Below are 23,189 nucleotides of genomic sequence, written 5' to 3' on the forward strand. Positions count from 1 at the left end.
CGCGGGCGGCCTACACCGCCAGGGCGAGCAGGCGCCGGGCGGAGCGGACCACCGCCTCGTCCACCAGCCGGCCCCGCGCGTCGAGGCAGACCCCCGCGCCGTCGCGGACCGCCGCGTCGAAGCGGGCCACCAGGTCCGCCGCCGAGGCCACCTCGTCGGGTGCGGGGGTGAACGCCCCGTTCACCACCGGGACCTGCGCGGGGTGGATACAGGCCCGGCCGACGAAGCCGAGCCGCCGCAGCGCCATCGTCGACGCGCGCAGCGCGTCGAGGTCCCGGAAGTCGGTGCTGACCGGCGCCACCGGGGGCTCGATGCCGACCGCGGCGCTGGCCAGCACCACCTGCGAGCGGACGAACAGCAGCTCCCGCTCGTCCGGCCCGAGCGTGACACCGAGGTCGGCGCGCAGGTCCGCCTCGCCGAGCTGCAGCCGCCGCACCCGGGGGGCGCGGGCGATGTCGAGGGCCGCGACCACCGCCGCCGCCGACTCCAGCAGCGGCACCACGGCGGTCGTGCCCGCCGGCAGCCCGGCCGCCGACTCGGCGGCGTCGAGCACCTCGTCGAGGGCGGCCAGTTCGGCGGCGGACTCGGCCTTCGCCACGCAGAGCCCGGCGAGCCGCGGCCCCACGACGGCCGCCGCGTCGACGTGGCCCGCCCGGCCCGGGTTGATCCGCACCCACCAGGCGACCCCGGGCGGCGCGGTGCGCAGGAAGGTGGCGACCGCCGAGCGGGCGCCGTCCTTGCCGGCCGGCGGCACCGCGTCCTCCAGGTCGACGATCACCGCGTCCGCGCCGCGCCCCGCCGCCTTGGCCAGCTTGTCGGGCGCGTTCCCGGGCACGTACAGGTACGACCTCAACGGCGTGCGGCCTTCCGCTCGGCGGTGCCCCGGCGATGCCGGGCATTGTTTCGACTACGAATACAGTGTTTCCACTAGTGGTCGAGACGTCAAGGAGGCTTCATGGGACCGCACCCGTACGGCTGGTGGATTCTGCTGCACATCGTGCTCTTCGTCTTCTGGCTGGGCGGGGATCTCGGGGTCTTCTGGTCGAGCCGGTTCGTCCTCAAGCCCGATCTCACGCCGGCGGCCCGGGCCACCGCCCTGAAGATCATGGGCGGGCTGGACCTGGGTCCCAAGATCTGCCTGGTGCTCTTCCTGCCCAGCGGCGTCACGCTGATGGCGCTGGACCCGCACGGCGCGCGCGTGTTCGGGATCAACCCGTTCGGCTGGCCGGTCGTCGCGCTGCTCTGGGTGTTCGCGGCGGCCTGGCTGGCCGCCACGATCTCCGACCACCACCACCCGGGCCGCCGCCCGTGGGTGCGCCGCGCGGACTGGACGGTCCGGATCGCGCTGATCACCGGGCTTGCCGGGGTCTCGCTCTACACGCTCCTCGCCGCCGCGCCGTTCGGCGTGGACACCAACCCGAAGTGGCTCGGCGGCAAGATCCTGCTCTACAGCGTCGCGATCGCCTGCGGGCTGGGCATCCGGCTCACCCTGCGCCCGTTCGGGCCGGCCTTCGGGGCGCTGATGACGACCGGCTCCACGCCGGAGGTGGAGCGCACGATGCGGCAGGCGATCGACGGCTGCCTACCGTACGTGTGGGGCATCTGGGGCAGCGTGCTGGCGGCCGCGGCGCTCGGCGTACTGAAGCCGCTCGCGGCGCTGTGACCCGGGCAGGCCGGTCAGGCGCCGCTGTAGCCGAGCTGGGCGGAGATCCGGCTGGTCGCCTTCAGCAGCGACTTCGCCAGCTGGGGCGACTCCGGCTTGAACCGCCCCACCGGCCCGGCCACGCTGACGACCGCCACCACGTGCCCGTCGTGGTCGTAGACCGGTGCGGCGATCGACGTCGCGCCTGGCTGGCGTTCGCCGCGCGAGGTGGCGTAGCCGCGCTTGCGGATGGCCGCCAGCTCCTTGCGCAGCTTCGCCGGGTCGGTGATGGTGCGGTCGGTGAGCTCGTCGAGCCGGTGCCGCGCCAGGTAGGCGTCGAGCTCGTCGTCGTCGACGAAGGCCAGGAACGCCTTCGACGAGCTGCCGGCGTGCAGCGGGTACGGGATGCCGATGTTGACGTCCAGCCGCAGCTCGTGCTCGGGCACCACCTGGTCGACATACAGCCGGGTGTCGCCCCGGCGCAGCGACAGCGTGGCGGTCTCGCCGGACTCGGCGGCCAGCGCGCGCAGCTCCGGGCCGGCCATCGCGCGCAGGTCGGTGCGGGCGAGGTAGGCCCGGCCGAGCGTGACGGCCGCGTGACCCAGCGCGTAGCGACGGGTGCTCGGGTCGAGGATGATCAGGTCCCGACTGCGCAGCGCCGTGAGGATGCGGTGCACGGCGGCCTTGGTCAGCCCCAGCGCGGTGGCGATCTCGGTGACGCCCAGGTCCGGGCGCCCGCTGCGCCCGAAGTGGAGCAGCACGTCCATCGCCCGCTCGACCGCCGCGATCGAGCGGGACTGGCCGTCGCCGTCCTCCGCCACGGTGGGCACCGTCGCCTCGGATGTCCGACTGGTCATGGGTGGGCCTCCACAGCGCTGTTCGTCCGTCCGGTCTCCCGAGCAGTCTAATTCCACCCAGCGAAACGGCGTGTCCTGAAACGCCGTCGACGCACGGCCGCGCCGCCCCGCCGCGGGCCGGTCCGCGGCGGGCCGGGCACCCGGACCGAACGGCGGTTGACACACGAAGCGCCCCTCGTTACGTTTCTGGTAACGGCGTTTCCTAATGCGAAACGGAGAGCTGCCAGTGTCGGTCGACAGCATGACGTTCCGCTCGGCGCTCGCCCAGTGGCCCAGTGGCGTCGGTGTCGTGACCACGGTCATCGACGGCCAGCCGCACGGCATGACCGCGAGCTCGTTCTCCTCGGTCAGCCTCAACCCGCCGCTGGTCTCCGTCTGCCTGGGCGTCCACCTGCCCAGCCACGCCCTGGTGCAGCGGGCCGGCGTCTTCGCGATCAGCTTCCTCGGCAAGGGCCAGGCCGGCATCGGCCAGCGCTTCGCCGGCATGCGTCCCGAGGTCACCGACCGCTTCGCCGGGCTGGACTGGGCGCACGCCGAGACCGGCTGCCCGGTCCTGTCCAACGCGACCGCCTGGCTGGACTGCCGGGTCGTGCACGCCTACCCCGGCGGCGACCACACGATCTTCGTCGGCGAGGTGCTCGCCGCCAGCACCCCCCGGGTCGGCGCCCCGCTGCTGTTCCACTCCAGCGCGTGGAGCCAGCTCGCCGACCCGCTGCCGGAGCGCATCGACATCGCGATCGGAGGCCGGCTCTCCCGCCTGCGCGCGAGCACCCTGGCGACCGCCGGCTTCACGGTGCGGGCCGCCCCCGGCCCGCTGATCGCCGACGCCTTCCGGCCCGGCGGCGAGGAGGCCACCCTCGCCGAGCTGGACCAGCTTCTGCACGCCGGGCACACCGCCGTCACCCTCGTCGAGCAGGCCGATGCCAGCCCCGTGCAGGTGCGCGCCGTACTCGCGGACGCCACCGTGCGCGCCCGGCGCGCCTCCCTCCGGGTGCGGCTGCGGGCCCAGCGCGGTCTCGGCCTGGTCAACGCCACGGTCGCGATGAAGAGCGGCGTCACCGGCTTCGACACCACCCTCGGCGGCCGGGCGGGCGCCCTGCGCACCCGCGACCTGGTCTTTCTCGCCCGGCAACTCGGGGTGTCCTGTCCCCGGCTCCCCGCCAACAAACCAGAGGAGTGACAGACATGTCCACCGGCGGACGGCTCATCGACGACCTCACCCCGGCCGAGCAGGATCGCGCGGCCCGGGTGGAGAAGGTGCTGCCCGCGCTGCGGGCCGCCGCCGCGCAGGCCGACGCCGACGGGGTGTTCCCCGCCGCGCACGTCGCGCTGCTGCGCGATGCCGGGCTGCTCGGCCTGGTCGTCCCCGAGGAGTACGGCGGCCTCGGCGGCGGCCTGCGCGACCTCGCCGCCGCCACCTTCGCGATGGGCAGCGCGTGCCCGTCGACGGCGTTGGCCTTCTTCTTCCACAACACCAGCGCATCCCGGGGTCTGCTGCCACTCGAGGCGATCGAGCGCGGCCTCTTCGACGACGCCGACGTCCCCGCCGTGCGGGCCTTCGCCGAGAAGGTGCTGACCCGGATGGCCGGTGGGATGTGGCTGGCCAACTTCGCCAGCGAGGCGGTGAAGAGCTCGTCGGCCAACATCGCCATCTCCACCACCGCCACCCCGACCAGCCGCGACGGCGTCGACGGCTGGTCGCTCAGCGGCGAGAAGTCGTTCGGCTGCGCCACCGGCGTCGCCGACACCTATCTGGTCACCGCCCGGCTCGCCGGGCACGAGACGGCGGACGGGCTGGCACTGTTCCTGGTCCCCCGCGAGGCCGCCGGGGTCGCCTCACGGCCCGTCTGGGACGGCATCGGCATGCGCGGCTCGGCCAACCACGGCATCCGGCTCGACGACGTCTTCGTTCCGGCCGACGAGGCGCTCACCGTGCCCGGCGCGTTCGTCAAGATGCTGCAGTGCAGCCGGGGCAGCTTCGTCGGCAACCAGCTCGCCATCACGGCGGTCTACGTCGGCGCGGCCCAGGGCGTCTACGACGACACGCTGACCAGGCTCACCCAGAAGACCTTCGCCGACACCGGCCGGCCGATCGCGGAGAGCCCCATGCACCAGGTGCTCATCGGCGACATGACCGAACGGTTGGAGACGGCGTACCTCTGGCTGCGTCGCCAGTTGCTGCTGGAGACCAGCGAGCCGCCGCTGCGCCCGCACGCCGAGGTCTACCGGCAGTGGCGGTTGGCGAAGGGCTCGATCTGCGAGGCGTGCTTCGACGTGGCGGTCGGCGCGCTCAAGGCGTCCGGCACGTCGAGCGCCACCATGAACGGCCCCGTCGGCCGGGCGCTGCGCGACCTGGCGATGGGGCTGGTGATGACGTTCCCGCCGGAGCGCGGCCGGCTGGAGGCGGCCGGCATGATCACCAGCGACCGCGCCAACGACCTGTTCGCGGCGGTGGCCGGGTGACCGGCTCCGACCAGCCGGACCTGCCCGACCTCGCCGACCTGGTCGACGGGGTCTGGACGCGCAGCGACGCACCGCTCGGGTTCGACCTGGAGGATCCCGCGACCGGCGCGGTGCGGCGGCCCGCCGCCGGCACGCCGCCGGAGCGGATCGGGGCCGCCGTCGCCGCCGCCTCGGCCGCGCACGAGGCCGGCGGCTGGGCGGCGCTGCCGGCGCCGGCCCGCGCCGACGTGCTGGACGGCGTCGCCGAGGCCGTCGAGGGCGTCGCGGCCGAGATCTGCGCGCTGGAGTCGGCGACCACCGGCGTGCCGATCGGGCAGACCACCCCGCTGGGCGTGATCCTCGGCGGCGCGTTCCGGCTCGCCGCCGCCCAGCTCCGGCAGGGCCCGCAGAGCCAGGAGTTCCACCGCGAGGACGGCCGGATCGCGCACGCCGAACGGCTGCCCTGGGGCCCGGCCGCCTGCGTGGTGCCGTGGAACGCGCCCGCGCCGATGGCCGCGCACAAGGTCGCGAACGCGCTCGCCGCCGGCTGCCCCACGATCCTCAAGCCCAGCGAGTACGCCCCGCACGGCAGCCAACGACTCGCCGCCGTCGTCGGGTCGGCGCTCGCCGCCGCGGGCGTGCCGGCCGGGGTGTTCCAGCTCGTGCACGGCGGTGCCGGGGCCGGGGCGGCCCTCGTCGGCGATCCCCGGATCCGGGCGGTCTCCTTCACCGGCGGGCTCGCCGCCGGGCGGGCGGTCGCGGCGGCCTGCGCCTACGACATCAAGCCGGTGCAGCTCGAACTCGGCGGCAACAACCCGCTGGTCGTGCTCCCCGACGCCGACGTCGCCGACGTCGCCCGGGCCGCTGTCGACCTGCTCAGCACGCTCAACGGCCAGTGGTGCCGGGCGCTGGGCCGGCTGATCGTGCCCGCCGACCGGCACGACGAGATCGTCGCCGCGATCGCCGAGCGGCTAGCCGGCCTGGTCGCCGGCGCGCCGCTGGACCCGGCGACCGACCTCGGCCCGCTGGTGCACTCCCGGCACCTGGCCCGGGTGGTGGCCGCCCGCGACGAGCTGCTGGCCCACGGCGGGACGGCGGTCACCGGCACCACGCTGCCGGGCACCGGGCCGCTGGCCGGCGGGAACTTCCTCGCCCCGACGCTGGTCACCGGCGTCGCCGCGGCGCACACCGGCGACGAGATCTTCGGGCCGGTGGCGGCGGTGCACCCGTACGGCACCGTCGACGAGGCGGTGGCGCTGGCCAACGGCACGTCGTACGGGCTGGAGGCGTACGTGCTCGGTGCGGACGAGGAGGCCGCGCTGGCCGTGGCCCGCCGGATCCGGGCCGGCGAGGTCAAGGTGAACGGCTCCTCGGTGCTCAGCCTGCACCTGTTCAGCCCGCGCCCGGCGTTCGGGCTGTCCGGGTACGGCGAGGAGGGCACCACCGAGACCCTGCGGTTCTTCACCAACCCGCGGGTCGTTGGTGTCGAGGGCGGTTTCGCGCTGCACGGCCGGCCATGAGCCCGGGCGAGACCGTCCCGTCGAGGGATGCTCCCCCGGTCGCGCCCGCACGCCCCGCCGAGGTGCTGCGGGCGTTGCTGGGCGGGGCCTCGCCGGTGCACGCCCCCGGCGTGCACGACCCGCTCACCGCCGCGCTGGCCGCCGAGGCCGGGCACCGGGCCGCGCACCTGTCCGGTGCGGTCTGCGCCGCGGTCGAGCTGGGCCTGCCCGACCTCGGTTACCTGCACGGCACGCACGTCGCGCAGCGGGCCGCCCGGCTGGTCCCCGCGCTGGCCGGCGTGCCGCTGATCGCCGACGCGGACACCGGCTACGGCAATCCGCTGCACGCGGTCTGGACCGCCCAGCGGTACGCGGCGGCCGGCGTCGCCGGGCTGCACCTGGAGGACCAGGTCAGCCCGAAGCGCTGCGGCCACCTGGCCGGCAAGGAGCTGCTGGACGTCCGGGGCGCGACGGCGAAGATCCGGGCCGTCGCCGATGCGGGCACCGGGCTGGTGCTGATCGCCCGCACCGACGCCTACTCGGTGGCCGGCCTCGACGAGGCGATCGAACGGGCCGGCCGGTTCGCCGCCGCGGGCGCCGACGCGGTCTTCCTGGAGGGTGTGGACACCGCCGAGGAGTTGGCGGCGGCGCGCGCCGCGCTGCCCGGCGTACCCCTGGTGGTGAACCGCTCGGAGGCGGCCGGCGGGCGCGCCTTCCCGCCCGACGACGCGCTCGGCGCGCTCGGGGTCCGGATCGTGCTGCACCCCGTCGCGCCAATGCTGGCCGCGCTCTCCGCGGCTGCCGCCGCCTATGCCGCGATCGGCCGGGACGGTCACGCCGACGCGGTGCCCCGGCTCGCCTGGTCGTCGTTCACCGCACTGGTCGGCCAGGACGACGCGTTGACTCTCGATCGGAGGTACGCCTGATGCACGTGCTGATCGCCGGAGCGGGGCCCGTCGGGCTGACCGCGGCGCTCGCGCTGGCCCGCCGGGGCTGCGAGGTGACCGTGTTGGAGGCCGGCGACCAGCTCGCCGCCGAGTCCCGCGCCTCCACGTTCCACCCGCCGACGCTGGAGATGCTCGACGCGCTGGGGGTCGGCGCGGACCTGTTGGCGCGCGGGCTGGTCGCGGCGACGTTCGCCTACCGGGACCGCCGGGAGGGGCTGATCGCGGAGCTGGACCTCGCGTTGCTCGCCGGCGACACCCCGTACCCGTACCGGGTGCAGTGCGAGCAGTCCAAGCTGACCCGGATCCTGCTGGCCCACCTGGCCCGCCATCCGGCCGCCCGGGTCCACTTCGGCTGGCCGGTCGACTCGGTGCGGCAGGGCGCGGATCCGGACGGCGTGGTCGCGGTCGCCGCCGACGGCCGGGAAGTGGCCGGCGACTGGCTGATCGCGGCCGACGGCGCGAGTTCCCAGGTACGGCGGGCGCTGGCGCTGCCGTTCGACGGGATCACCTATCCCGAGCGGTTCCTGGTGGCCTCCACCGACGAGGACCTGCCGGCGCTGCTCGGCCCGCTGGCGTACGTCAACTACGTCTTCGACCCGGTCGAGTGGTCGGTGCTGCTGCGCACGCCGGAGCACTGGCGGGTGCTGCTGCCCACCCCCGAGGACACCCCCGACGCCCACGAGCTGGGCCGGCTCGACCGGCGGCTGCGGGCGATCGCCGACCCGGGCCGGCCGTGGCGGGTGGCGCACGCCAGCCTCTACCGGGTGCACCAGCGGGTCGCCGGGGCGTTCCGGCAGGGGCGGGTGCTGCTGGCCGGCGACGCCGCGCACGTCAACAACCCGCTCGGCGGGCTGGGCATGAACTCGGGCATCCACGACGCGGTCGCGTACGCGCGGGTGCTGGCCCCGGGCGGCGCGGCACCCGACGGCGGGGAGCTGGACCGGGCGGTGACGGCGGTGGCCGCCGAGCGGCGCCGGATCGCCCTGACCTACGTGCAGGAGGTCTCCGACCAGAACTACCGCCGGATCCGGACCACCGATCCGCAGGTGCGGTCGGCGCAGTTCGCCGGCCTGCGCGCGCTGGCCGAGGATCCGGTGGCCGCCCGGGCACACCTGCTGCGCAGCTCCATGATCGCCTCGCTGCGCCCCGACGCCGGGGCGCCGGCGGCACGGGCATGACGGCATCCGGCGACGGCCCGCACGACGCGGTGATCGAGCGGGAGAACCCGTCCCGGGTCACCGAGCTGGTCGGCACGGTCGGTGTCAGCGGGCCCGCGCGGGTCGACGCCCTGGTCCGCCGGGCCGACGCCGCGCAGCGGGGCTGGGCGGCCACCGGCATCGCGCGGCGGGTCGCCGCACTGGCCGCCGGCGCCGACGCGATAGGGGCACGGCGCGAGGCGCTGGCCGGTCTGCTGGCCCGGGAGTCGGGCAAGGTGCTGGCCGACTGCCGTGGCGAGGTCGGCTTCGCCGCCACGTACCTGCGCTGGGTCGTCGAGCACGCCCCGGCGGCATACGCCGAGCGGGAGATCGACGACGCGGCCGGCCGGCTCCTGCGGCTGCCCCGGCCGTACGGGGTCGTCGCCGCGATCACGCCGTGGAACGCGCCGATCATCCTCACCCTGCTCAAGGTGGCCCCGGCCCTCGCCGCCGGCAACGCGGTGGTGGTCAAGCCCTCGCCGCTGGCCCCGCTGGCGGTCTCGGAGGCGCTGCGCCTGCTCGCCGGGGCGCTGCCGGACGCGACGCTGGCGGTCGTCCACGGCGACGCCGCCGCCGGGGCGGCGCTGGTCGGGCACCCGCTGGTGCGCAAGGTGGCCTTCACCGGCGGCGGCCCGGCGGCCCGGCAGGTGGCGGCGACCGCCGCCACCCAGACCACCCCGGTCGTGCTGGAGCTGGGCGGCAACGACGCGGCGATCTTCCTGCCCGACGCCGACCTGGGCGCCGAGCCGATGCGCCGGCTGGTCCTGGCGAGCTTCGCCACCAGCGGCCAGGTGTGCATGGCGGCGAAGCGGCTGTACGTGCACCGCAGCCGCCACGACGAGTTCGTGGCGGCGTATGCCGACGCCGCCGCGGAGGTGCTGCGTGTCGGGGACGCGCTCACACCCGGGGTGAGCATGGGCCCGGTCGTCTCCGCCGGCGCCGCCGCCCGGGTCGAGCGGATCGTCGCGGCGGCCGTCGCCCGGGGAGCCACCGCGCTGCCGCTGGGCACCGTCGACGGCGGCACCGACCTGGCCGGCGGATACTTCGTGGCCCCGACGCTCGTGCTGGACGTGCCGGACGACGCCGAGGTGGTCGCCGGGGAGCAGTTCGGGCCGACGGTGCCGCTGCTGCGCTACGACGACGAGGATGAGCTGCTGGCCCGGGTCAACGCCGACGAGCTGGGCCTCGGTGGCTCCGTCTGGTCGGCCGACGAGGAGCGGGCGTTCGCGCTGGCCCGCCGGGTCGAGGCGGGTTTCGTCTTCGTCAACACGCACAACCGCACCGGGCTGTCGCTGCGGGCGCCGTTCGGTGGGGTGAAGCGCTCCGGCTACGGCCGCGAGTATGCCGAGGAGGGGCTGGCCGAGTACGCGCAGACCTGCGTCGTGCACGCCCCCGGCCCGTTCCGGCCCGGTGGCGCCGGGCTGCCCGCCGACGCGTACCCGGGCTGAGGCCGGGCCGCGTCGGCGGGTCCCGCGTCAGTAGTCGACGACGACGCGGGCCTCGAGGCGCGGCTTGAGCCAGCCCGCCACCTCCAGGTGGGCGGGGTGCGCCTGGTAGGCGCGCAGCGCGTCCGCGTCGGTGTGCGTGCTGATCATGCAGAGGTCGTAGGAGACCGGGGTCCGTAGCGTGTCGAGGGCGACCGTCAGCGTCGCTATCTCGTCCACTGTGCCCACCAGGCCCTCCAGCAGCGACTTCGCCTCGACGGCATCGGCCGAATCGGCGAACTTCATCAGTACCACGTGGGTAAACACCTGCTCTTCCCCCTGTTCCCCGGCGTCGCCCGAGTGTATGTTCTGGAAACAGCGTTTCGCCAGGGGAACCGGAGCGGGAATGGCCATCAGGGTTGCCGCCGTACAGTTCGAAGCCGGCCAGGACATCGAGGCCAATCTGTCCACCTGCCTGCGCCTGGTCGCCGAGGCCGCCCGGCGGGGCGCGCGACTCGTGGTGCTGCCCGAGTTCTGCAACCACCTCGCCTGGTACGCCGACCGCGCCCAGGCGCACGCCCTGGCCACCCGGCCGGGCGACGACTTCCTCACCGCCGTCTCGGCGAGCGCCGCCGCACACCGGGTGTACATCAAGATCAACGTCACGCACGCCCGTCCCGACGGGCGCACCGGCGGCACCAACTTCCTCTTCGGCCCGGACGGGGCGGTGCTCGGAAGCTGCGACAAGCAGGTCCTGATGGGCGCCGAGAACGACCACCTCGACCCGGCGACCGAGGTCGGGCCGGTGCTCGACACCCCGATCGGCCGGCTCGGCATGTACGCCTGCATGGAGGGCGTCATCTCCGAGACCACCCGCGGCCTCACGCTGCGCGGCGCGCAGGTGCTGCTGAACAGCCTGAACTCGTTCGCCACCGACGAGGCCGCGCTGCACATCCCGGTGCGGGCCGCGGAGAACCGGGCCTGGGTGATCGCCGCCAACAAGGTCGGCCCGCTGCTGCCCGCCGCGCAACTGCCGGCCATGAGCCGTGGCCTCGGCGTGCCGGAGCAGTGGCTGCACGGGGCCGGCGAGTCGCAGATCGTCGCACCGGACGGCACGGTGGTGGCCAGGGGTCCGCGCACCGGTGAGGCCGTCGTCATCGCCGACATCGACGTGGAACGCGCCGACGACAAGCAGCGCCCGGACGGCACCGACATCCTCGCGGCCCGCCGGCCGGAACTCTACGGCCCGCTCGGGGAGGCGCCGACCGGCCGTCGCCGCCCGCCCGGCGCGGCGAGCCTGCCGGTCGCCGTGGTCCGGCCACGGGACCCCGGCCAGGCCGCCGACCTGCTCGGCACGTCGGTCGCCGGGGGCGCACTGCTCGCCGTACTCGCCGAGAACGCCCTCGGCCCGCACGCCACGCCGGCCGAGGTGGCCGCGGCGCTGGCACCGGCGCTGCGCGGCACCGAGGCGTACGCCGTGGCCACCGCCCGCGGCGCCGACGGCCCGCTCGGGCTGCTCGTCGGCCCGGACGGCGTGCTCGGCGAGCAACCACAACTGCACCGGGCCGGCGCGGCCCGCGACGCCGCCCGGCCCGGCGACGGCCTGCGCACCTTCGACCTGCCCTGGGGGCGGCTGGCGATCGTGGTCGGCGACGACGCGATCTTCCCGGAGACGTTCCGGCTCGCCGCCCTCGCCGACGCCGACGTGGTCGCCGTGCCGTTCACTCCGCGCGAGCCCTGGGAGCTGGCGCTGGGCCTGCCGGAGCGGGCCGCGGAGAACCGGCTCAACCTCATCGCCGCCGGGCCGCTCGGCACGGGCGCGGCGGTCTTCACGCTCAGCGCCGACTTCACCCTCTGGACCACCTGGGCCGGGCCGTTCACCGGCCGGATCAGCAGCCCGCTGCGCACCGACATCGCCGCCGACCAGCCTGTCACGCAAGCCGTGGTGGCCCCGGCACACGCCGCGAACCGGCTCGTCTCCCGCCGCACCGACCTCGTCGACGGCCGCCCGTGGCGGCTCGTCCAGGCCCTCACCGAAAGGCGCTGAACCGTGGCCGACACCATGAAACATGTCGAGGACATGCTCGACGACTCCCCCACGGTCGACGTCCACGAGACGTTCCACCGCTACCAGGTGCTCCTGGACGAGCTGAAGGCCAAGATCACCGCACGGTTCGAGCTGACCCGCGACCCGTCCACCGAGCCGCTGGAGCACTACGGGGACTACCCGAACGGGCCGGGCGGCTCGCTCGCCGCGTACACGGGCCCCGAGGTCGACTGGCTCGTGCACTCCTGGCTGGGCAACCCGGCGGCCAGCTTCGCCAACCTGCACCTGACGTGCTGGCTCGGCCCGCAGGTCAGGGTCCCGCACCTGGGTCTGGCCCTGCTCGTCTGGCCCGGCGGCTGGTTCTACGTCGACTCCGTGCCCCGGGTCAACATGGTGGAGGACGGCGACTACTACGACCGGTACTACGAGCCGGTCAACGAGGAGTGGCTGCAACTGCGCGCCGACCCGGCCTTCGACTACTTCGTCAGCCGGGCCGGGTTCATCCGGGCCAGCCTGTCGCCGACGGCGCACTGCTACTCCTTCGACCGCAGCCCGGAGAACATCGAGAAGGTCAGCCAGGTGACCCACGCCCACGTCGACCGCTGGCTGCGCTGGGTCGACGAGGCCGAGCCGGTGCCGGCCGAGGAGCGGGCCGCGCTCGCCGAGACCGATCTGCGCATCCGGCGCAACATCACCGACCGCGACCCGGCGAACGTGATGGGCGTGCGCTACTTCGGCGAGGAGACCACCAACCGGCTCGTCCGCGGGCTCTGGGGCGGCGACCGCGAACTCCCCCGGCCCTCGGCATGAGCCCTCCGCACCGCGGCGGTGTCCGGTCGCTCTGGTGGGCCGCGCGGATCCCCGGGGCGCCGGCCCCGTTCGACACCGCACACCTGCGGGTCCACTACCCGGCCCGGCCCACCGGCTCCGACGCCGAGCGGCTCAGCGGGGTGCTGGCGGCCGACCCGGCCGGGGCACCGTACCCGGTGGTGCTGCTGGTCTCCGGGGTCAACGTCGGGCAGGACAGCTACCGCTGGCTGGCGGTGGAGCTGGCCGCGCGGGGCGTCGTCGCGGTGACCTACGACTGGGTCGGGGTGCTCTTCGCCGGCCTGCACGGGATAACTCCCGGCGTCGACCTGGACGCGGCCCGCCCGGGTGGCTACGGCAACCGCCCCACCAGCCCCTCGCTGCGCCCGGTGCTCGACGCGTTGGCGCAGCTCACCGGGCCGCTCGACGGGCTGCTCGACCTCGACCGGGTGGCGCTGTTGGGCCACTCGGCCGGCGGCACGGTGGCGCTCCAGTCGGCGCGGTTCCTGCCCGAGGTCCGCGCGGTGGCGACCTACGGGGCGCACACCATGGTGGCGACCATGCTCGGCTGGCCGGCCGGCACCGTGCTGCCGGCCCAGGTGGACTGCCCGGTCATGCTGCTCGCGGGCACCAACGACGGCGTGATCAACGGCTCAGCCGACCGGTACGGCGAGGACGCGGCCACCCGCGCCGACCCGATCACCCGCACCTTCGACGAGGCGCTGCCCGACGCCGACGGCACCAACCTGCTGGTGCGGCTGACCGGCGCCAACCACTTCGGCATCGTGCACCCGCCCGATCACACCTCGGCGCGTGCCTTCCTCGACCAGGAGGCGAGCGTCGACCCGGAGACCACCCGCGCACTGCTGGCCGACCTGCTGTCCGGGTTCCTCGCCGTCCACCTTCGCGGCGAGCCGGCCGACGGCTTCGACCGGCTGCTGGCAACGCTCGACACCACCTCTTCGATCGCCTCGTTCCGGCGGAGGTAGCCACCATGCTCAAGAACTTCTGGTACGCGGTCGAGTTCTCCGACCGGGTCACCACCAAGCCGGCCCGGGTCACCGTGCTCGGGCAGTACCTGGCCCTCTACCGCACCCCGCGCGGACGCGTGGTGGCCCTGTCCGACCTGTGCGTGCACCGGGGCGCGGCGCTCTCCGGCGGCTCGACCGCCGGCGAGAACATCGTCTGCCCCTACCACGGCTGGGAGTTCGAGCCGGGTGGGGCGTGCACGAAGATCCCGGCGAACCAGCCCGGCCGGGGCATCCCCAACAAGGCCCGGGTCGACTCGTATCCGGTGCAGGAGCGCTACGGCTTCGTCTGGGTCTTCATGGGCGACCTGCCCGAGGCCGAGCGGCCGCCGATCCCCATCTGGCCCGAGTTCGACCACCTGGTGGAGAACGACGGCAAGTACCGCGCGGTGACCGGCGAGTTCCTGTGGAAGGCCAACTACGAGCGGATCCTGGAGAACGGCTGCGACATCGCGCACGCGCCCTTCGTGCACGGCAACGTGTTCGGCAACCGGGAGAAGCCCGAGGTTCCCGAGTACGAGGTCGAGATCCCCGACGAGTGGTCGGCGTTCGCCACGGTCAGCCTGCACCCGCCGCGCTCCAAGGGCCTCTGGTCGCTTGTCAACCGCAACAACGCGGACCTGGCCAACCGCCCGCCGGTGGTCACCTCGGCCGGCTGGATGCTGCCCAACATGATCAAGCTGCACGTCCGGCTCCCCATCGGCGAGCTGATCATCTATGACACCAACATCCCCATCGACGAGACCACCACGCTGGTCAAGTGGGTCGCGCTGCGCACCTTCTTCACCGGCACCTGGGCCAACCGCAACGCCGTGCAACGCGTGATCCGGATCTTCTACGAGGACGCCGAGGTGGTCAACAACGTCCGCCCCGAGCTGCTCCCGTTCGACCTCGGCGCGGAACTGCACGTCAAGAGCGACCTCATCGCCGTGCACTACCGGCGACGCCGCCAGGAGCTGGCCGAGCGCGGCTGGATGCTGTCCGACGCCGACCGGGTGACGGGCGACGTGCCGCGCCGGGAGGCCACCGTCATCCCCTCGCCGGCACGCCGGGAGAACCCGGAGCTGGCCCGCGCCTGGGTGCACAAGGCCAGGGGCGAGCACCCGAGCGTGGCGGAGTCGCAGCGCATCGGGCTCGAACGCATCACCGAGGAAGAGGGCGCCGACGCCGCCGCGGGAGCCGAGGCGCAGACCAGCCCCCAGCCGACCACCAGCGCGACGAAGGAGCAGGCATGAGCCTCCCGTTGGAACTCTGCGAGAACGCGGTGGCCCACCTGACCACCCGCCACCCGCTCACCGCCGTCATCGACGAGCCGCTGAGCAGCCCGATGTCGCCCGACCCGGTGGGTGCGCTGCGGGTCTGGCGGGGCGCGCCGGGGCAGCCGGTGGTCAAGGTGGTCTACGTCGGGCTGGTCGTGCCGATGATCCACCTCGACAGCCACATGGTCTTCGCCTTCACCGCCGCCGACAGCGCGATCCCGCACTTCACCCTCGACTCGGTGTACGGCGGCGACTACCACGCCTACCACCTCGACCTGATTCCCCGGGCCGAGCTGAGCAGCCACCTGTCCTACATGGACGCCGCCTACCAGCCGCTCACCGAGGTCTTCACCGAGGCCGGCGCGATGGACGGGCTGAGCCGGGCCGACATCGGGCCACGCCAGTACGCGCTGATGTCGCCGTGGATGCTGGTCGGCCGGGCCACCGAGGAGGCGTTCCGGAAGATGGGAGCCGCCGTCTCCGCGTACGCCGAGCACTGGTCCGCGCTGGTGACCGACGGCCTGCCGGCCGACGTCGTGGCCGGCCTGGCCGACACCGACCTGGCCGCCCGGGACACCGCCGTGCGGGTCAACCTGTTCAGCCCCGAGGTCGACCCGGTCTGGGCCCGGGTCACCCGGCTGATCGGCGAGCCGGCGACCGACCGGATCCGGGCGGAGCTGATCGGCAATGAGTGAACCGAACGCAGCGGCGGCCACCGAGCCGAGCGCCTGGCAGCAGCGGATCGCCGGCGAATGGCACGGCCGGCCGTCGCTGTTCACCGCCACCGGCGTCTGGCAGGGCTACGAGGAGATCCACCGCTCCTCGGTGCACGCCGACGGCGTCACGACCTACTACATGGACGGCGGGCTGGTCGGCGGCGGCGAGCTGGCCGGGCGCTACCGGCTGGGCGCCCCGTTCGCCTTCGGCGTGATCGACTCCGACGCCGACCGGGTCTACACCGGCCCCGACTTCTTCGGCACCGGCCAACCGTACGGCTCGTTCGTGGACTCGCACTACTACGGCCCCGGCTGGCAGGTCGACCTCAACACCTGGAACCAGGTGCTGCCCGACGGTGAGACCCAGGTCTACTCGTCGATGCTGCACCAGGGCTGGGCGGTGGTGGGCTGCTTCAACGGCGTCTACACCCGCAGCTTCGACCACGAGACCAGCCCGGACACCCGGCAGCGGGTGGCGCGGTTCCTGACCGCCGAGGAGCGGCGCGGGCCGGTGCCGTACATCCTGCCGACCAAGCAGGCCGGCGCGTTCACCGGCAGCTGCGAGCTGTGGGGCGCCGACCAGAAGCTGCGCGGCGAGGTCGCGGTGCGCCTCGGCCTGGAGCCGATCAATCTGCTGCGCACCCGCCGGGTGGTGAGCTGGGTCGGCGCCGACCTGGACCGGCGGTACGTGGTCGAGCAGCGCCGCGACGGCGACCGGCTGTTCTTCGAGGGCCCCGACGCCTGGGGCAACGCCCAGGGCTTCGGCCGGGCCAGCTACCCGTCCTGGCACTTCCACGCCGACGGCGGCGACGTGTGGAAGGTCAAGGGCCGCGAGTTCGCCATCGACGCCGAGCCGGGCATGTCCGCCGGCGGGCGCCTCGCCGTGGTGTACGAGCTGTTCCGGGGCAACGTACTGGACAGCGTCCTGCACGGCCTGCTCACCTGGGAGGCCGCCGGATGACCACGGTGGTGGTGACCGGCGGCACCCGCGGCATCGGCGCCGGCCTGGTACGCGCGCTGCTGGCCCGCGGCGCCCGCGTCGCGTTCTGCGGGCGCGGCGCGGAGTCGGTGGCCACGGCGCTCGCCGCGCTGCGCTCCGACGCCTCGACGCCGGCCGGCGCCGAGGTGATCGGGGTACGCGCGGACGTCACCGACCGCGCCGACGTCTCCGCGCTCTGGTCGGCCGCCGCCGAGGCGTTCGGCGGCGTCGACATCTGGATCAACAACGCGGGCGCGAACCACGCCCGCCGCCCGCTGTGGGAGCTGGCGCCGGAGGATCTGGACGGGGTGCTCGCCGCGAACCTCGGCGGGGTGGCCCGCGCCAGCGCGGTGGTGCTCGCCGCGATGCTCGCGCAGGGCCACGGCGCGCTGTGGAACATGGAGGGCTTCGGCTCCAACGGTCAGGCGCGGCCGGGACTGACCGGGTACGGGGCGTCGAAACGCGCGGTCACCTACCTGACCGACGGGCTGGCCAAGGAACTCGCCGCCGCCGGGGTCGCCGGGAAGGTCACCGTGCACCACCTCTCCCCCGGCATCGTCGTGACCGACCTGCTCACCCGCGACTACCCGCCGGACGAGCTGGCGAAGGCCAAGAAGGTCTTCAACATCCTCGGCGACCGGGTGGAGACGGTCACCCCGTGGCTGGCCGACCGGGTCCTCGCCGGAGGCCGCAACGGCAGCCGGGCCGCCTGGCTGACCAACCGCAAGGCCGCCGCCCGGTTTGCCCTCGCCGGCTTCCGCAAGCGCGACCTCTTCGGCGACTCCACCGGAGGCCCCCGGTGACCCGGCGCGAGCGTGCGTCGTGAACGACAACGACTACACGATCGTCCTCGCGCTGGAGGACTTCGTGCCGGTCGGTCTGGCGCTGGCCGGGTACTGGCTCCTGGCCGACCTGTCCGGTCGGGTCGTGCCCCGGGTGGGCACGGTCGCCCGCGTCGGCGCCGTCCTGATCGGCCTCGGCGGCCTGGCCAAGTCGACCTGGAAGCTGCTGCTCGCCGGGTTCTCGATCGACCTGCCCTGGCTGGAGGCGGCGCTGTTCCCGCTGATGGCGCTCGGCGCGGCCGGGCTGCTCTGGGGCCTGTCCAGCGCGCTGGCCGGGCGCGCCGTGCGGTGGTGGCCGTTCGCCGCCGTGCTGGTCGTCACCGCCGGCGTGGCGATCGCGTACGCCCTCATCGAGCCGGTCTTCGCCCTCGCCACCACGAGCGTGACCGCCATCAGCGTCCTGGCCGCGATCATCGCCGGCCGGCTGCGCGCCTGGGGGGCGGTGGCGCTCTACGTCGCCGGGCTGACCTGCGTGCTGCTGCTGGTGCCGCTGCGCAACCACCCCGATCACGAGACCCTTGCCATCCAGTGGGCGGAGCAGGGGACCAACACCCTCGGCCAGGCGGCGCTGCTGCTCGCGGCGTGGCTGACCGTACGCGCCCACACCCTGGCCTCGGCCAGTGCCCACCCGACCCCCGCCCAGGAAGGAGCCGTGAGGTCATGACCGACGCGCTCGGCTGGCGCCGCAAATTCGGCGTCATCGCCCCGTCCACCAACACCATCGTCGAGCCGGACTTCTACCGGATGACGGTGCCCGGGGTGACCGCGCACTTCTCCCGGATCCACATCCGCGACCAGGACCTCTCGAGCGACAGCAACTTCGAGAACCTCCTGACGCAGATCCGCGGCGAGATCGGCGCGGCCTGCGAGCGGGTCCTGACCTGCGAGCCCGACTACATGGTGATGGGCATGTCAGCGGAGACGTTCTGGGGCGGTGTCGAGGGCAACCGGCAGTTCGTCGCCCAGATCAAGGCGGCCACCGGGCTGGAGGTGGCGACCGGGGCGGAGGCGTGCGAGCGGGCACTGCGCCTCTACGGCGCGCGCCGCATCGGCGTGGTGACGCCGTACCAGCCGATCGGCGACACGAACGTCGTGCAGTTCTTCTCCGAGATCGGGTTCGAGGTGGCCGCGATCGAGGGGCTGAAGTGCCCGACCGCGGTCTCCATCGCCCACGTTACCGAGGACGAGCTGCGCCGGGCGCTGCTGGCGGTCGACGGCCCGGACGTCGACGCCCTGGTCCAGTGCGGCACCAACCTGTCGATGGTCGGGCTGGCCGACGAGGCCGAACGCTGGCTCGGCAAGCCGGTGATCGCCATCAACGCCGCCACCTGGTGGATGGCGCTGCGGGAGAACGGGATCGACGACAAGGTGTACGGCGCCGGTTCCCTGCTGCGCGAGCACTGAGGAGTGGTTCGGGGCTGACCGTCCGCCGCGGGGTGGGCCGGCGCCAGGCGGTTTCAGTGCTGCGGGTTGGCGGGTCAGTTGCCCCGATGGACCGAGTACGTCACACCGTCCGTACCGATGTACACGTCGACGTACTGCTCGCCGGCACAGGCCGGCACCCGGGCACCCGCGAGCAGCGCCTGGTCGGGGCCGGGGCCGGCCGCCCGCAACTGGGCGGCGGCGACGACCCGCCCGAACTCCTCGTACGCGACATCCTCGTCCTCGCAGCCCCCGACCACGTAGAGCTCGGCTGGCGCGTTCCACGGGTCGCGGCTGACCGCGGCCAGGCTCGTCAGTAGCTGGTCGACGGCGTCTCTGGCCCCCTGGAGGCTGCTCATCTGATTGGCGCTCAGGTGGCTGCAGGCGACCCGCCACCGACCGCCGCCGACGGGCGCGCGCGCCAGCACGGCGACGCATGTGCTGACCCCGCTGGTGCCGACGAGAGCAGTCGCCCCGACAGCGGCGGTCGGCCCGGTCTCCATGCCTGCCTCGGCATCCGGGTGCAGCAGGGCGGTGTTTCCGGCGGCGATCCGACCGTCGTGCGGCAGCGTGGCTACGGCGCGCGCGAGCGCCGGCCGGTGGATCGCGTCGAACCTGGCCTGGTCGTCGTCGTCCAACTGGTATTCGTCGCCGGTGGGTACGGCGGTCGGGTTGGCCTGTGCGGTCCGGGCCGGGACCATCCGGAAGATCTCGCAGTCGAACGGCTGGATGAGTTCGTCGTTCTCAATCTCGTCCGGGTCGGTCAGCCACATCCACGACGTGGTGGCGAAACGGTGGTTCGTCTCCTGGAGCATGTGGTCATGGCCCTTAAGATGTCGAGTTCGGGTAGTGGCGTCGCTTGGCGCCCGGCGTCGGGCCCACCATGATTCCCGCCCCCATGGCGGGTGGCACGATGGCCGTGACGGGCCCGGGGATGCCCAGTTCCTCCACCACCCACATTCCGGCCGCCGGTATCGCCTCCACGGTCTGGAAGTTGTTCGGGTCGCCGCTGCGGTCCCGGCGCCACCGGTCGTTGCCGTCGACGGCGGACTTCGGCAGGTCGAAGGCGAGGACGAGCCCGCCCTGGTCGGCGACGTCGCGCAGGGTCGGTTCGTTGCGTTTCCTCCCCATGGCCCATTCGGTGTGCTGCCGGGCGTAGGACAGCGCCGTGCCGAAGTCGCGGGTGACCGTGTTCCAGCCCTGGTCCTTGCTCTCCCTGGCGAGGTCGTGTTTCTCCCAACGCTTGCAGCCGATGTCGCTGCCGGCCTTACCCGGCGTCAGACCCGTGACCTGGATGCCATCGCCGTAGTAGTTGCATCGGTTGGTGCCGTGGTAGAACCGGTACACGTCCTCGGGCGGCGGGTCCTGGGGCGGGTTCGCCAACTGCCACAGCCGCAGCTGCCGCCCTCTGTATGCCTCGAGTGCCTCCGCATCGCGCGTGTCCACGCCGAGTTGTTCGAATGCTGTGGCCAACCGGTAGAGGATCAGCTTGTCGGCGATGCTGGCGAGCGCCGACGTGGTGTACTTCGTGGACAGGACGATGGTGTTGGTGGCCGGCAGGTAGTCACTGCCGACGGGACTGTCGAGAATGGCCACGCTCAGCCGCGTGCCGTGCGTGGTGTTGAGCGCGTGCACCACATCGGTGACCACCTGCGCGGCTGCGGACCAGTGCGCCAGGCGTGCCGTCAGTGCCTGATCCGGACGCGGGGCTGGTGCCTGGGCCGGTGCGGGGCCGACGGTTTCCGACGGCGGGCGGTTCGGCTCGTCGCGGTGGACCGGCACCGGCCTGAGGGAAGCGGGTCGGACGGATGCCGGTGGGGGTCTCGAGGCCTGCGGGGGGAACGGCTCGTTCGGCTGCACTCCGTAACGCTATGCGTCGCTGTCGGCGTGCGTCAGCGGGAAGTCGCCAATCAGACGGGCGGAAGGCACCCGGTGCGGGGACGGGGACGCGTCCCCGTCCCCGCACCGTCTGCTGGCTTCAGCCGCGCAGCAGGCGGCGGCGCCTCGGCAGCACCACGACCAGGCCGACGCCGAGCAGGAGCGCCGCGCTCGACCAGAGCAGCAGCAGCGCCGTCACGCCCCCCTCGCCCGTGGTCGGCAGCGACCCGCCGCCGTCGCCGCTGCCACCGCCGTCGCCCTTGCCCTCGTCGTCGGTCGCGGCCCGCGACTTCACAGTGAACTTGGCGACGATCGACGTCGCCTTCGGGCCGGTCACCGGGTCGGTGCCGGCGTTGCACTCGGTGTCGACCTGTGGGTGGTCGAAGACGACGTTGGTGACGGTCAGCGAGACCAGCCCCGGCTGCGAGGTGGTGTAGGTCCCGGTCAGCGTCGCGCCGGGCAGGACGGCGTTGGCGTCGATCGCGCCGTACGCCGGGCCCTGGAGGTTGACCGTGCCGCTGCCCACGCCGCCGACCTTGACGGTCGCCTTGGGCACCAGGTCACCGGCGCCGACCGGCACCGGTCCGCTCTTCGGGCCGGCCGAGAACTTCAGGCTCACCGTCACCCTGGCGCCCCGCCCGGGGTTGGTGGGCGACATGCTCAACGTGTGCGTCGCGGTCCACGCCGAGAGGCTGCTCAGCGTCTTGCAGTTCAGCTTCACGCTCTTCGGGCCGAACGGCTCGGCCGGCGTGTCGACCTCATCGCTGGTCGTGGGCGGTGGGTCGTCCGTCGCGGACGGCAAGAGCGACGGCGGCTGAGACCGCGACGCGGACGGCGACGCGGACGGCGACGGCGTCGCGGAGGCGGACGGGCCCGGCGGTGGGCTCGCGGTGCCGGTGCCGCCGACGGTGAGACGCTCCACGACGGAGGTCGGCGTCGGCGCGGCCTTGTGGTCGCGGTCACCGGCCCCCGCGCAGTACGTCGTCGCCGAGGCGTTGGCGAACCTGATCCGCTGCACGGTGAGCGTCGCCGCTCCGGCGGCGGCGGCGAAGTAGGTGCCGGTCGCGGTGATCGGGCCGAGCGGCGCCGCCGGGGCGACCGCCTTCGCCGGGTACGACGACATCCGCAGCGTCGCGCTGCCGGAGAGTACGCCGCCCAGAGCCAGCGTCAGATCCACCGGAACGTCCCCGGCGTTCAGCCCCACCGGCCCGTTGTCGGGCCCGGCCTGCGCCTTCAGCGTGACGGTCACCGTGTCGCCGACCTTCGGCTCGGCCGGCGACTGGGTCAGGGTGAAGGTGTCCTGCCAGACGGTCGGCGAGCTGCCGGTGCCGGCGTCGTTGAAGTAGAGCCGGCAGCCGAGGGTGGCGGCCGTCGGGCCGACCGCCGCGGCCGGCGGCGCCGCCCGGGCGGGAGCCGCCGCCGGTAGCGCGGGTAGCAGCAGCAGCGGCGCCGCGACGAGCGCGGACGCTGCTACCCGGGCGGGAAGACGACGTCGGGTCATGTGGACCTCCGGTTCCGGTAGGGCATCAGCACGAGCAGGCCGATGCAGAGCAACAGCAGGCCGGAGCCGACCAGCACGGTGACCGCGTACCGGTCCGGGCCGGCGTTCACCGGGTTGGCGTTGACCAACGTCGGAGCGGACGTGCCGGCGGCGCCCGCCGGCGTGGCCGAGGGGGACGCGGTGGCCGCCGGCGGAGCCGAGGGTGCCGCCGGCGCGGCCGGGGTGGCGGACGGGGCTGCCGGTGCGGGCTTCTGCGCCGGCTTCTTGCCGAACGTCAACGCCACCGAGACCTTGTTGGCCTCCACCTGGTCGGCGTTGCCGCTCGTGGGCAGGATCTGCGCCGCGACCACGCACTCGCGCGCGGTGCAGTCGAACGCGCCGAACTTCTGGGACAGCTTCAGGGTGACCGTGGGCAGCTTCCCGCTGCCGTCGGCGTTGACGAACGCGGCGCCGCCGGCGAGGTTGCAGTCGGTCGGGCCCTTGAAGCCGGCGACGCACTGGCCGACGGCGATCTGCTTCAGGTTCGGGGTGAATCCCGAACCGTTGACGACGACCTGCTGCTTGTCCGTCAGCCCGGTGGTCACGCTGACGGTGAGGGCCGGCGCGGCGAACGCGGCCGGTGGCGCCGCCACGACGGCGAGGCCGCCGCTGGTGGCGAGCAGGACGGCGAGCGCAAGCGCCCGTCGGCGGATGGTTCGCACGG

At 74.0% G+C, this 23,189-nt stretch carries 23 protein-coding genes; 16 read left to right on the plus strand and 7 right to left on the minus strand.

Going from position 1 to position 23,189, the window contains the following annotated elements; genetic code table 11:
- Window positions 1–10: 10 nt before the first annotated feature.
- Window positions 11–853 (minus strand): HpcH/HpaI aldolase/citrate lyase family protein, encoded by an 843-nt coding sequence (locus tag ACQ452_RS17475; RefSeq protein WP_433385832.1) that lies wholly within the window; start codon window positions 851–853, stop codon window positions 11–13.
- Window positions 854–955: 102 nt separating this feature from the next.
- Here ACQ452_RS17475 and ACQ452_RS17480 point away from each other — a divergent pair, with 102 nt between their 5' ends.
- Entirely contained in the window at window positions 956–1,663 is a 708-nt protein-coding gene (locus ACQ452_RS17480; protein ID WP_433385835.1) for a hypothetical protein, read from the plus strand.
- A gap of 14 nt (window positions 1,664–1,677) precedes the next feature.
- On the opposite strand, the gene ACQ452_RS17485 is transcribed toward ACQ452_RS17480, so the two are convergent.
- A complete protein-coding gene (locus ACQ452_RS17485) occupies window positions 1,678–2,499 on the minus strand; it encodes an IclR family transcriptional regulator (RefSeq protein ID WP_433385838.1) in 822 nt (273 codons plus the stop codon).
- Between the two features lie 226 nt (window positions 2,500–2,725).
- On the opposite strand from ACQ452_RS17485, the gene ACQ452_RS17490 reads away from it, so the two are divergent.
- The 6 genes from ACQ452_RS17490 to ACQ452_RS17515 are packed head-to-tail and all read left to right on the plus strand — an operon-like array spanning window position 2,726 to window position 10,031.
- On the plus strand, window positions 2,726–3,679 hold the full coding sequence (locus ACQ452_RS17490; RefSeq protein ID WP_433385841.1) for a flavin reductase: 954 nt from the start codon (window positions 2,726–2,728) through the stop codon (window positions 3,677–3,679).
- 5 nt (window positions 3,680–3,684) lie between these two features.
- Window positions 3,685–4,962 carry an acyl-CoA dehydrogenase family protein gene (locus ACQ452_RS17495; RefSeq protein ID WP_433385843.1) on the plus strand — a complete coding sequence of 426 codons (1,278 nt, stop codon included), beginning with the start codon at window positions 3,685–3,687 and terminating at the stop codon, window positions 4,960–4,962.
- The gene (locus tag ACQ452_RS17500; RefSeq protein ID WP_433385846.1) at window positions 4,959–6,461 is read left to right on the plus strand and encodes an aldehyde dehydrogenase family protein; all 1,503 of its coding nucleotides are present in this window, start codon (window positions 4,959–4,961) and stop codon (window positions 6,459–6,461) included. Before ACQ452_RS17495 ends, ACQ452_RS17500 begins: the two co-directional genes overlap by 4 nt.
- Window positions 6,458–7,366 carry an isocitrate lyase/PEP mutase family protein gene (locus ACQ452_RS17505; protein ID WP_433385849.1) on the plus strand — a complete coding sequence of 303 codons (909 nt, stop codon included), beginning with the start codon at window positions 6,458–6,460 and terminating at the stop codon, window positions 7,364–7,366. The genes ACQ452_RS17500 and ACQ452_RS17505 overlap by 4 nt, the downstream gene beginning before the upstream one ends.
- The gene (locus tag ACQ452_RS17510; RefSeq protein ID WP_433385852.1) at window positions 7,366–8,565 is read left to right on the plus strand and encodes an FAD-dependent oxidoreductase; all 1,200 of its coding nucleotides are present in this window, start codon (window positions 7,366–7,368) and stop codon (window positions 8,563–8,565) included. Before ACQ452_RS17505 ends, ACQ452_RS17510 begins: the two co-directional genes overlap by 1 nt.
- Window positions 8,562–10,031, plus strand: a complete 1,470-nt coding sequence (locus ACQ452_RS17515) for an aldehyde dehydrogenase family protein (RefSeq protein ID WP_433385855.1) — start codon at window positions 8,562–8,564, stop codon at window positions 10,029–10,031. The genes ACQ452_RS17510 and ACQ452_RS17515 overlap by 4 nt, the downstream gene beginning before the upstream one ends.
- Window positions 10,032–10,058: 27 nt before the next feature.
- On the opposite strand, the gene ACQ452_RS17520 is transcribed toward ACQ452_RS17515, so the two are convergent.
- Window positions 10,059–10,334: a Dabb family protein gene (locus ACQ452_RS17520; protein ID WP_433385858.1), complete on the minus strand. Its 276-nt coding sequence runs from the start codon at window positions 10,332–10,334 to the stop codon at window positions 10,059–10,061.
- A 79-nt stretch (window positions 10,335–10,413) separates the two neighbouring features.
- Here ACQ452_RS17520 and ACQ452_RS17525 point away from each other — a divergent pair, with 79 nt between their 5' ends.
- From ACQ452_RS17525 to ACQ452_RS17565, 9 genes are read left to right on the plus strand one after another with little or no spacing between them, the layout of a single operon-like run.
- A complete protein-coding gene (locus ACQ452_RS17525) occupies window positions 10,414–12,054 on the plus strand; it encodes a nitrilase-related carbon-nitrogen hydrolase (RefSeq protein WP_433385861.1) in 1,641 nt (546 codons plus the stop codon).
- Window positions 12,055–12,057: 3 nt separating this feature from the next.
- The gene (locus tag ACQ452_RS17530) at window positions 12,058–12,864 is read left to right on the plus strand and encodes an oxidoreductase (protein WP_433385864.1); all 807 of its coding nucleotides are present in this window, start codon (window positions 12,058–12,060) and stop codon (window positions 12,862–12,864) included.
- Window positions 12,861–13,850, plus strand: coding sequence for an alpha/beta hydrolase family protein (locus ACQ452_RS17535; RefSeq protein WP_433385867.1), 990 nt, complete (start codon window positions 12,861–12,863; stop codon window positions 13,848–13,850). The genes ACQ452_RS17530 and ACQ452_RS17535 overlap by 4 nt, the downstream gene beginning before the upstream one ends.
- A 5-nt stretch (window positions 13,851–13,855) precedes the next feature.
- Entirely contained in the window at window positions 13,856–15,124 is a 1,269-nt protein-coding gene (locus ACQ452_RS17540) for a Rieske 2Fe-2S domain-containing protein (RefSeq protein WP_433385870.1), read from the plus strand.
- A complete protein-coding gene (locus tag ACQ452_RS17545) occupies window positions 15,121–15,843 on the plus strand; it encodes a hypothetical protein (protein ID WP_433385873.1) in 723 nt (240 codons plus the stop codon). The genes ACQ452_RS17540 and ACQ452_RS17545 overlap by 4 nt, the downstream gene beginning before the upstream one ends.
- Window positions 15,836–16,825: a hypothetical protein gene (locus ACQ452_RS17550; RefSeq protein WP_433385876.1), complete on the plus strand. Its 990-nt coding sequence runs from the start codon at window positions 15,836–15,838 to the stop codon at window positions 16,823–16,825. The genes ACQ452_RS17545 and ACQ452_RS17550 overlap by 8 nt, the downstream gene beginning before the upstream one ends.
- On the plus strand, window positions 16,822–17,646 hold the full coding sequence (locus ACQ452_RS17555; protein WP_433385879.1) for an SDR family NAD(P)-dependent oxidoreductase: 825 nt from the start codon (window positions 16,822–16,824) through the stop codon (window positions 17,644–17,646). Before ACQ452_RS17550 ends, ACQ452_RS17555 begins: the two co-directional genes overlap by 4 nt.
- Before the next feature lie 19 nt (window positions 17,647–17,665).
- A complete protein-coding gene (locus ACQ452_RS17560) occupies window positions 17,666–18,349 on the plus strand; it encodes a hypothetical protein (RefSeq protein ID WP_433385882.1) in 684 nt (227 codons plus the stop codon).
- Complete coding sequence (locus ACQ452_RS17565) at window positions 18,346–19,089, plus strand: maleate cis-trans isomerase family protein (protein WP_433385885.1); 744 nt, start codon at window positions 18,346–18,348, stop codon at window positions 19,087–19,089. Before ACQ452_RS17560 ends, ACQ452_RS17565 begins: the two co-directional genes overlap by 4 nt.
- A 74-nt stretch (window positions 19,090–19,163) precedes the next feature.
- On the opposite strand, the gene ACQ452_RS17570 is transcribed toward ACQ452_RS17565, so the two are convergent.
- The 4 genes from ACQ452_RS17570 to ACQ452_RS17585 all read right to left on the minus strand — a co-directional run bounded on the left by ACQ452_RS17570 (window position 19,164) and on the right by ACQ452_RS17585 (window position 23,187).
- Window positions 19,164–19,922, minus strand: coding sequence for a hypothetical protein (locus ACQ452_RS17570; RefSeq protein WP_433385888.1), 759 nt, complete (start codon window positions 19,920–19,922; stop codon window positions 19,164–19,166).
- A 13-nt stretch (window positions 19,923–19,935) separates the two neighbouring features.
- Window positions 19,936–20,757 (minus strand): hypothetical protein, encoded by an 822-nt coding sequence (locus ACQ452_RS17575; RefSeq protein WP_433385891.1) that lies wholly within the window; start codon window positions 20,755–20,757, stop codon window positions 19,936–19,938.
- A 328-nt stretch (window positions 20,758–21,085) separates the two neighbouring features.
- Window positions 21,086–22,486, minus strand: coding sequence for a hypothetical protein (locus ACQ452_RS17580; RefSeq protein WP_433385893.1), 1,401 nt, complete (start codon window positions 22,484–22,486; stop codon window positions 21,086–21,088).
- Entirely contained in the window at window positions 22,483–23,187 is a 705-nt protein-coding gene (locus tag ACQ452_RS17585) for a neocarzinostatin apoprotein domain-containing protein (protein ID WP_433385896.1), read from the minus strand. Before ACQ452_RS17585 ends, ACQ452_RS17580 begins: the two co-directional genes overlap by 4 nt.
- Window positions 23,188–23,189 lie beyond the last annotated feature (2 nt).

Origin of the sequence: Micromonospora sp. KLBMP9576 (assembly GCF_050941805.1) — a bacterium.
GTDB lineage: Bacteria > Actinomycetota > Actinomycetes > Mycobacteriales > Micromonosporaceae > Micromonospora.

Coding starts and splice junctions, on each gene's coding strand:
- ACQ452_RS17545 (WP_433385873.1), top strand. CDS start 15,121: ATGAGCCTCCCGTTGGAACTCTGCGAGAACGCGGTGGCCCACCTGACC.
- ACQ452_RS17565 (WP_433385885.1), top strand. CDS start 18,346: ATGACCGACGCGCTCGGCTGGCGCCGCAAATTCGGCGTCATCGCCCCG.
- ACQ452_RS17535 (WP_433385867.1), top strand. CDS start 12,861: ATGAGCCCTCCGCACCGCGGCGGTGTCCGGTCGCTCTGGTGGGCCGCG.
- ACQ452_RS17485 (WP_433385838.1), bottom strand. CDS start 2,499: ATGACCAGTCGGACATCCGAGGCGACGGTGCCCACCGTGGCGGAGGAC.
- ACQ452_RS17570 (WP_433385888.1), bottom strand. CDS start 19,922: ATGCTCCAGGAGACGAACCACCGTTTCGCCACCACGTCGTGGATGTGG.
- ACQ452_RS17580 (WP_433385893.1), bottom strand. CDS start 22,486: ATGACCCGACGTCGTCTTCCCGCCCGGGTAGCAGCGTCCGCGCTCGTC.
- ACQ452_RS17525 (WP_433385861.1), top strand. CDS start 10,414: ATGGCCATCAGGGTTGCCGCCGTACAGTTCGAAGCCGGCCAGGACATC.
- ACQ452_RS17505 (WP_433385849.1), top strand. CDS start 6,458: ATGAGCCCGGGCGAGACCGTCCCGTCGAGGGATGCTCCCCCGGTCGCG.
- ACQ452_RS17555 (WP_433385879.1), top strand. CDS start 16,822: ATGACCACGGTGGTGGTGACCGGCGGCACCCGCGGCATCGGCGCCGGC.
- ACQ452_RS17550 (WP_433385876.1), top strand. CDS start 15,836: ATGAGTGAACCGAACGCAGCGGCGGCCACCGAGCCGAGCGCCTGGCAG.
- ACQ452_RS17510 (WP_433385852.1), top strand. CDS start 7,366: ATGCACGTGCTGATCGCCGGAGCGGGGCCCGTCGGGCTGACCGCGGCG.
- ACQ452_RS17495 (WP_433385843.1), top strand. CDS start 3,685: ATGTCCACCGGCGGACGGCTCATCGACGACCTCACCCCGGCCGAGCAG.
- ACQ452_RS17515 (WP_433385855.1), top strand. CDS start 8,562: ATGACGGCATCCGGCGACGGCCCGCACGACGCGGTGATCGAGCGGGAG.
- ACQ452_RS17480 (WP_433385835.1), top strand. CDS start 956: ATGGGACCGCACCCGTACGGCTGGTGGATTCTGCTGCACATCGTGCTC.
- ACQ452_RS17540 (WP_433385870.1), top strand. CDS start 13,856: ATGCTCAAGAACTTCTGGTACGCGGTCGAGTTCTCCGACCGGGTCACC.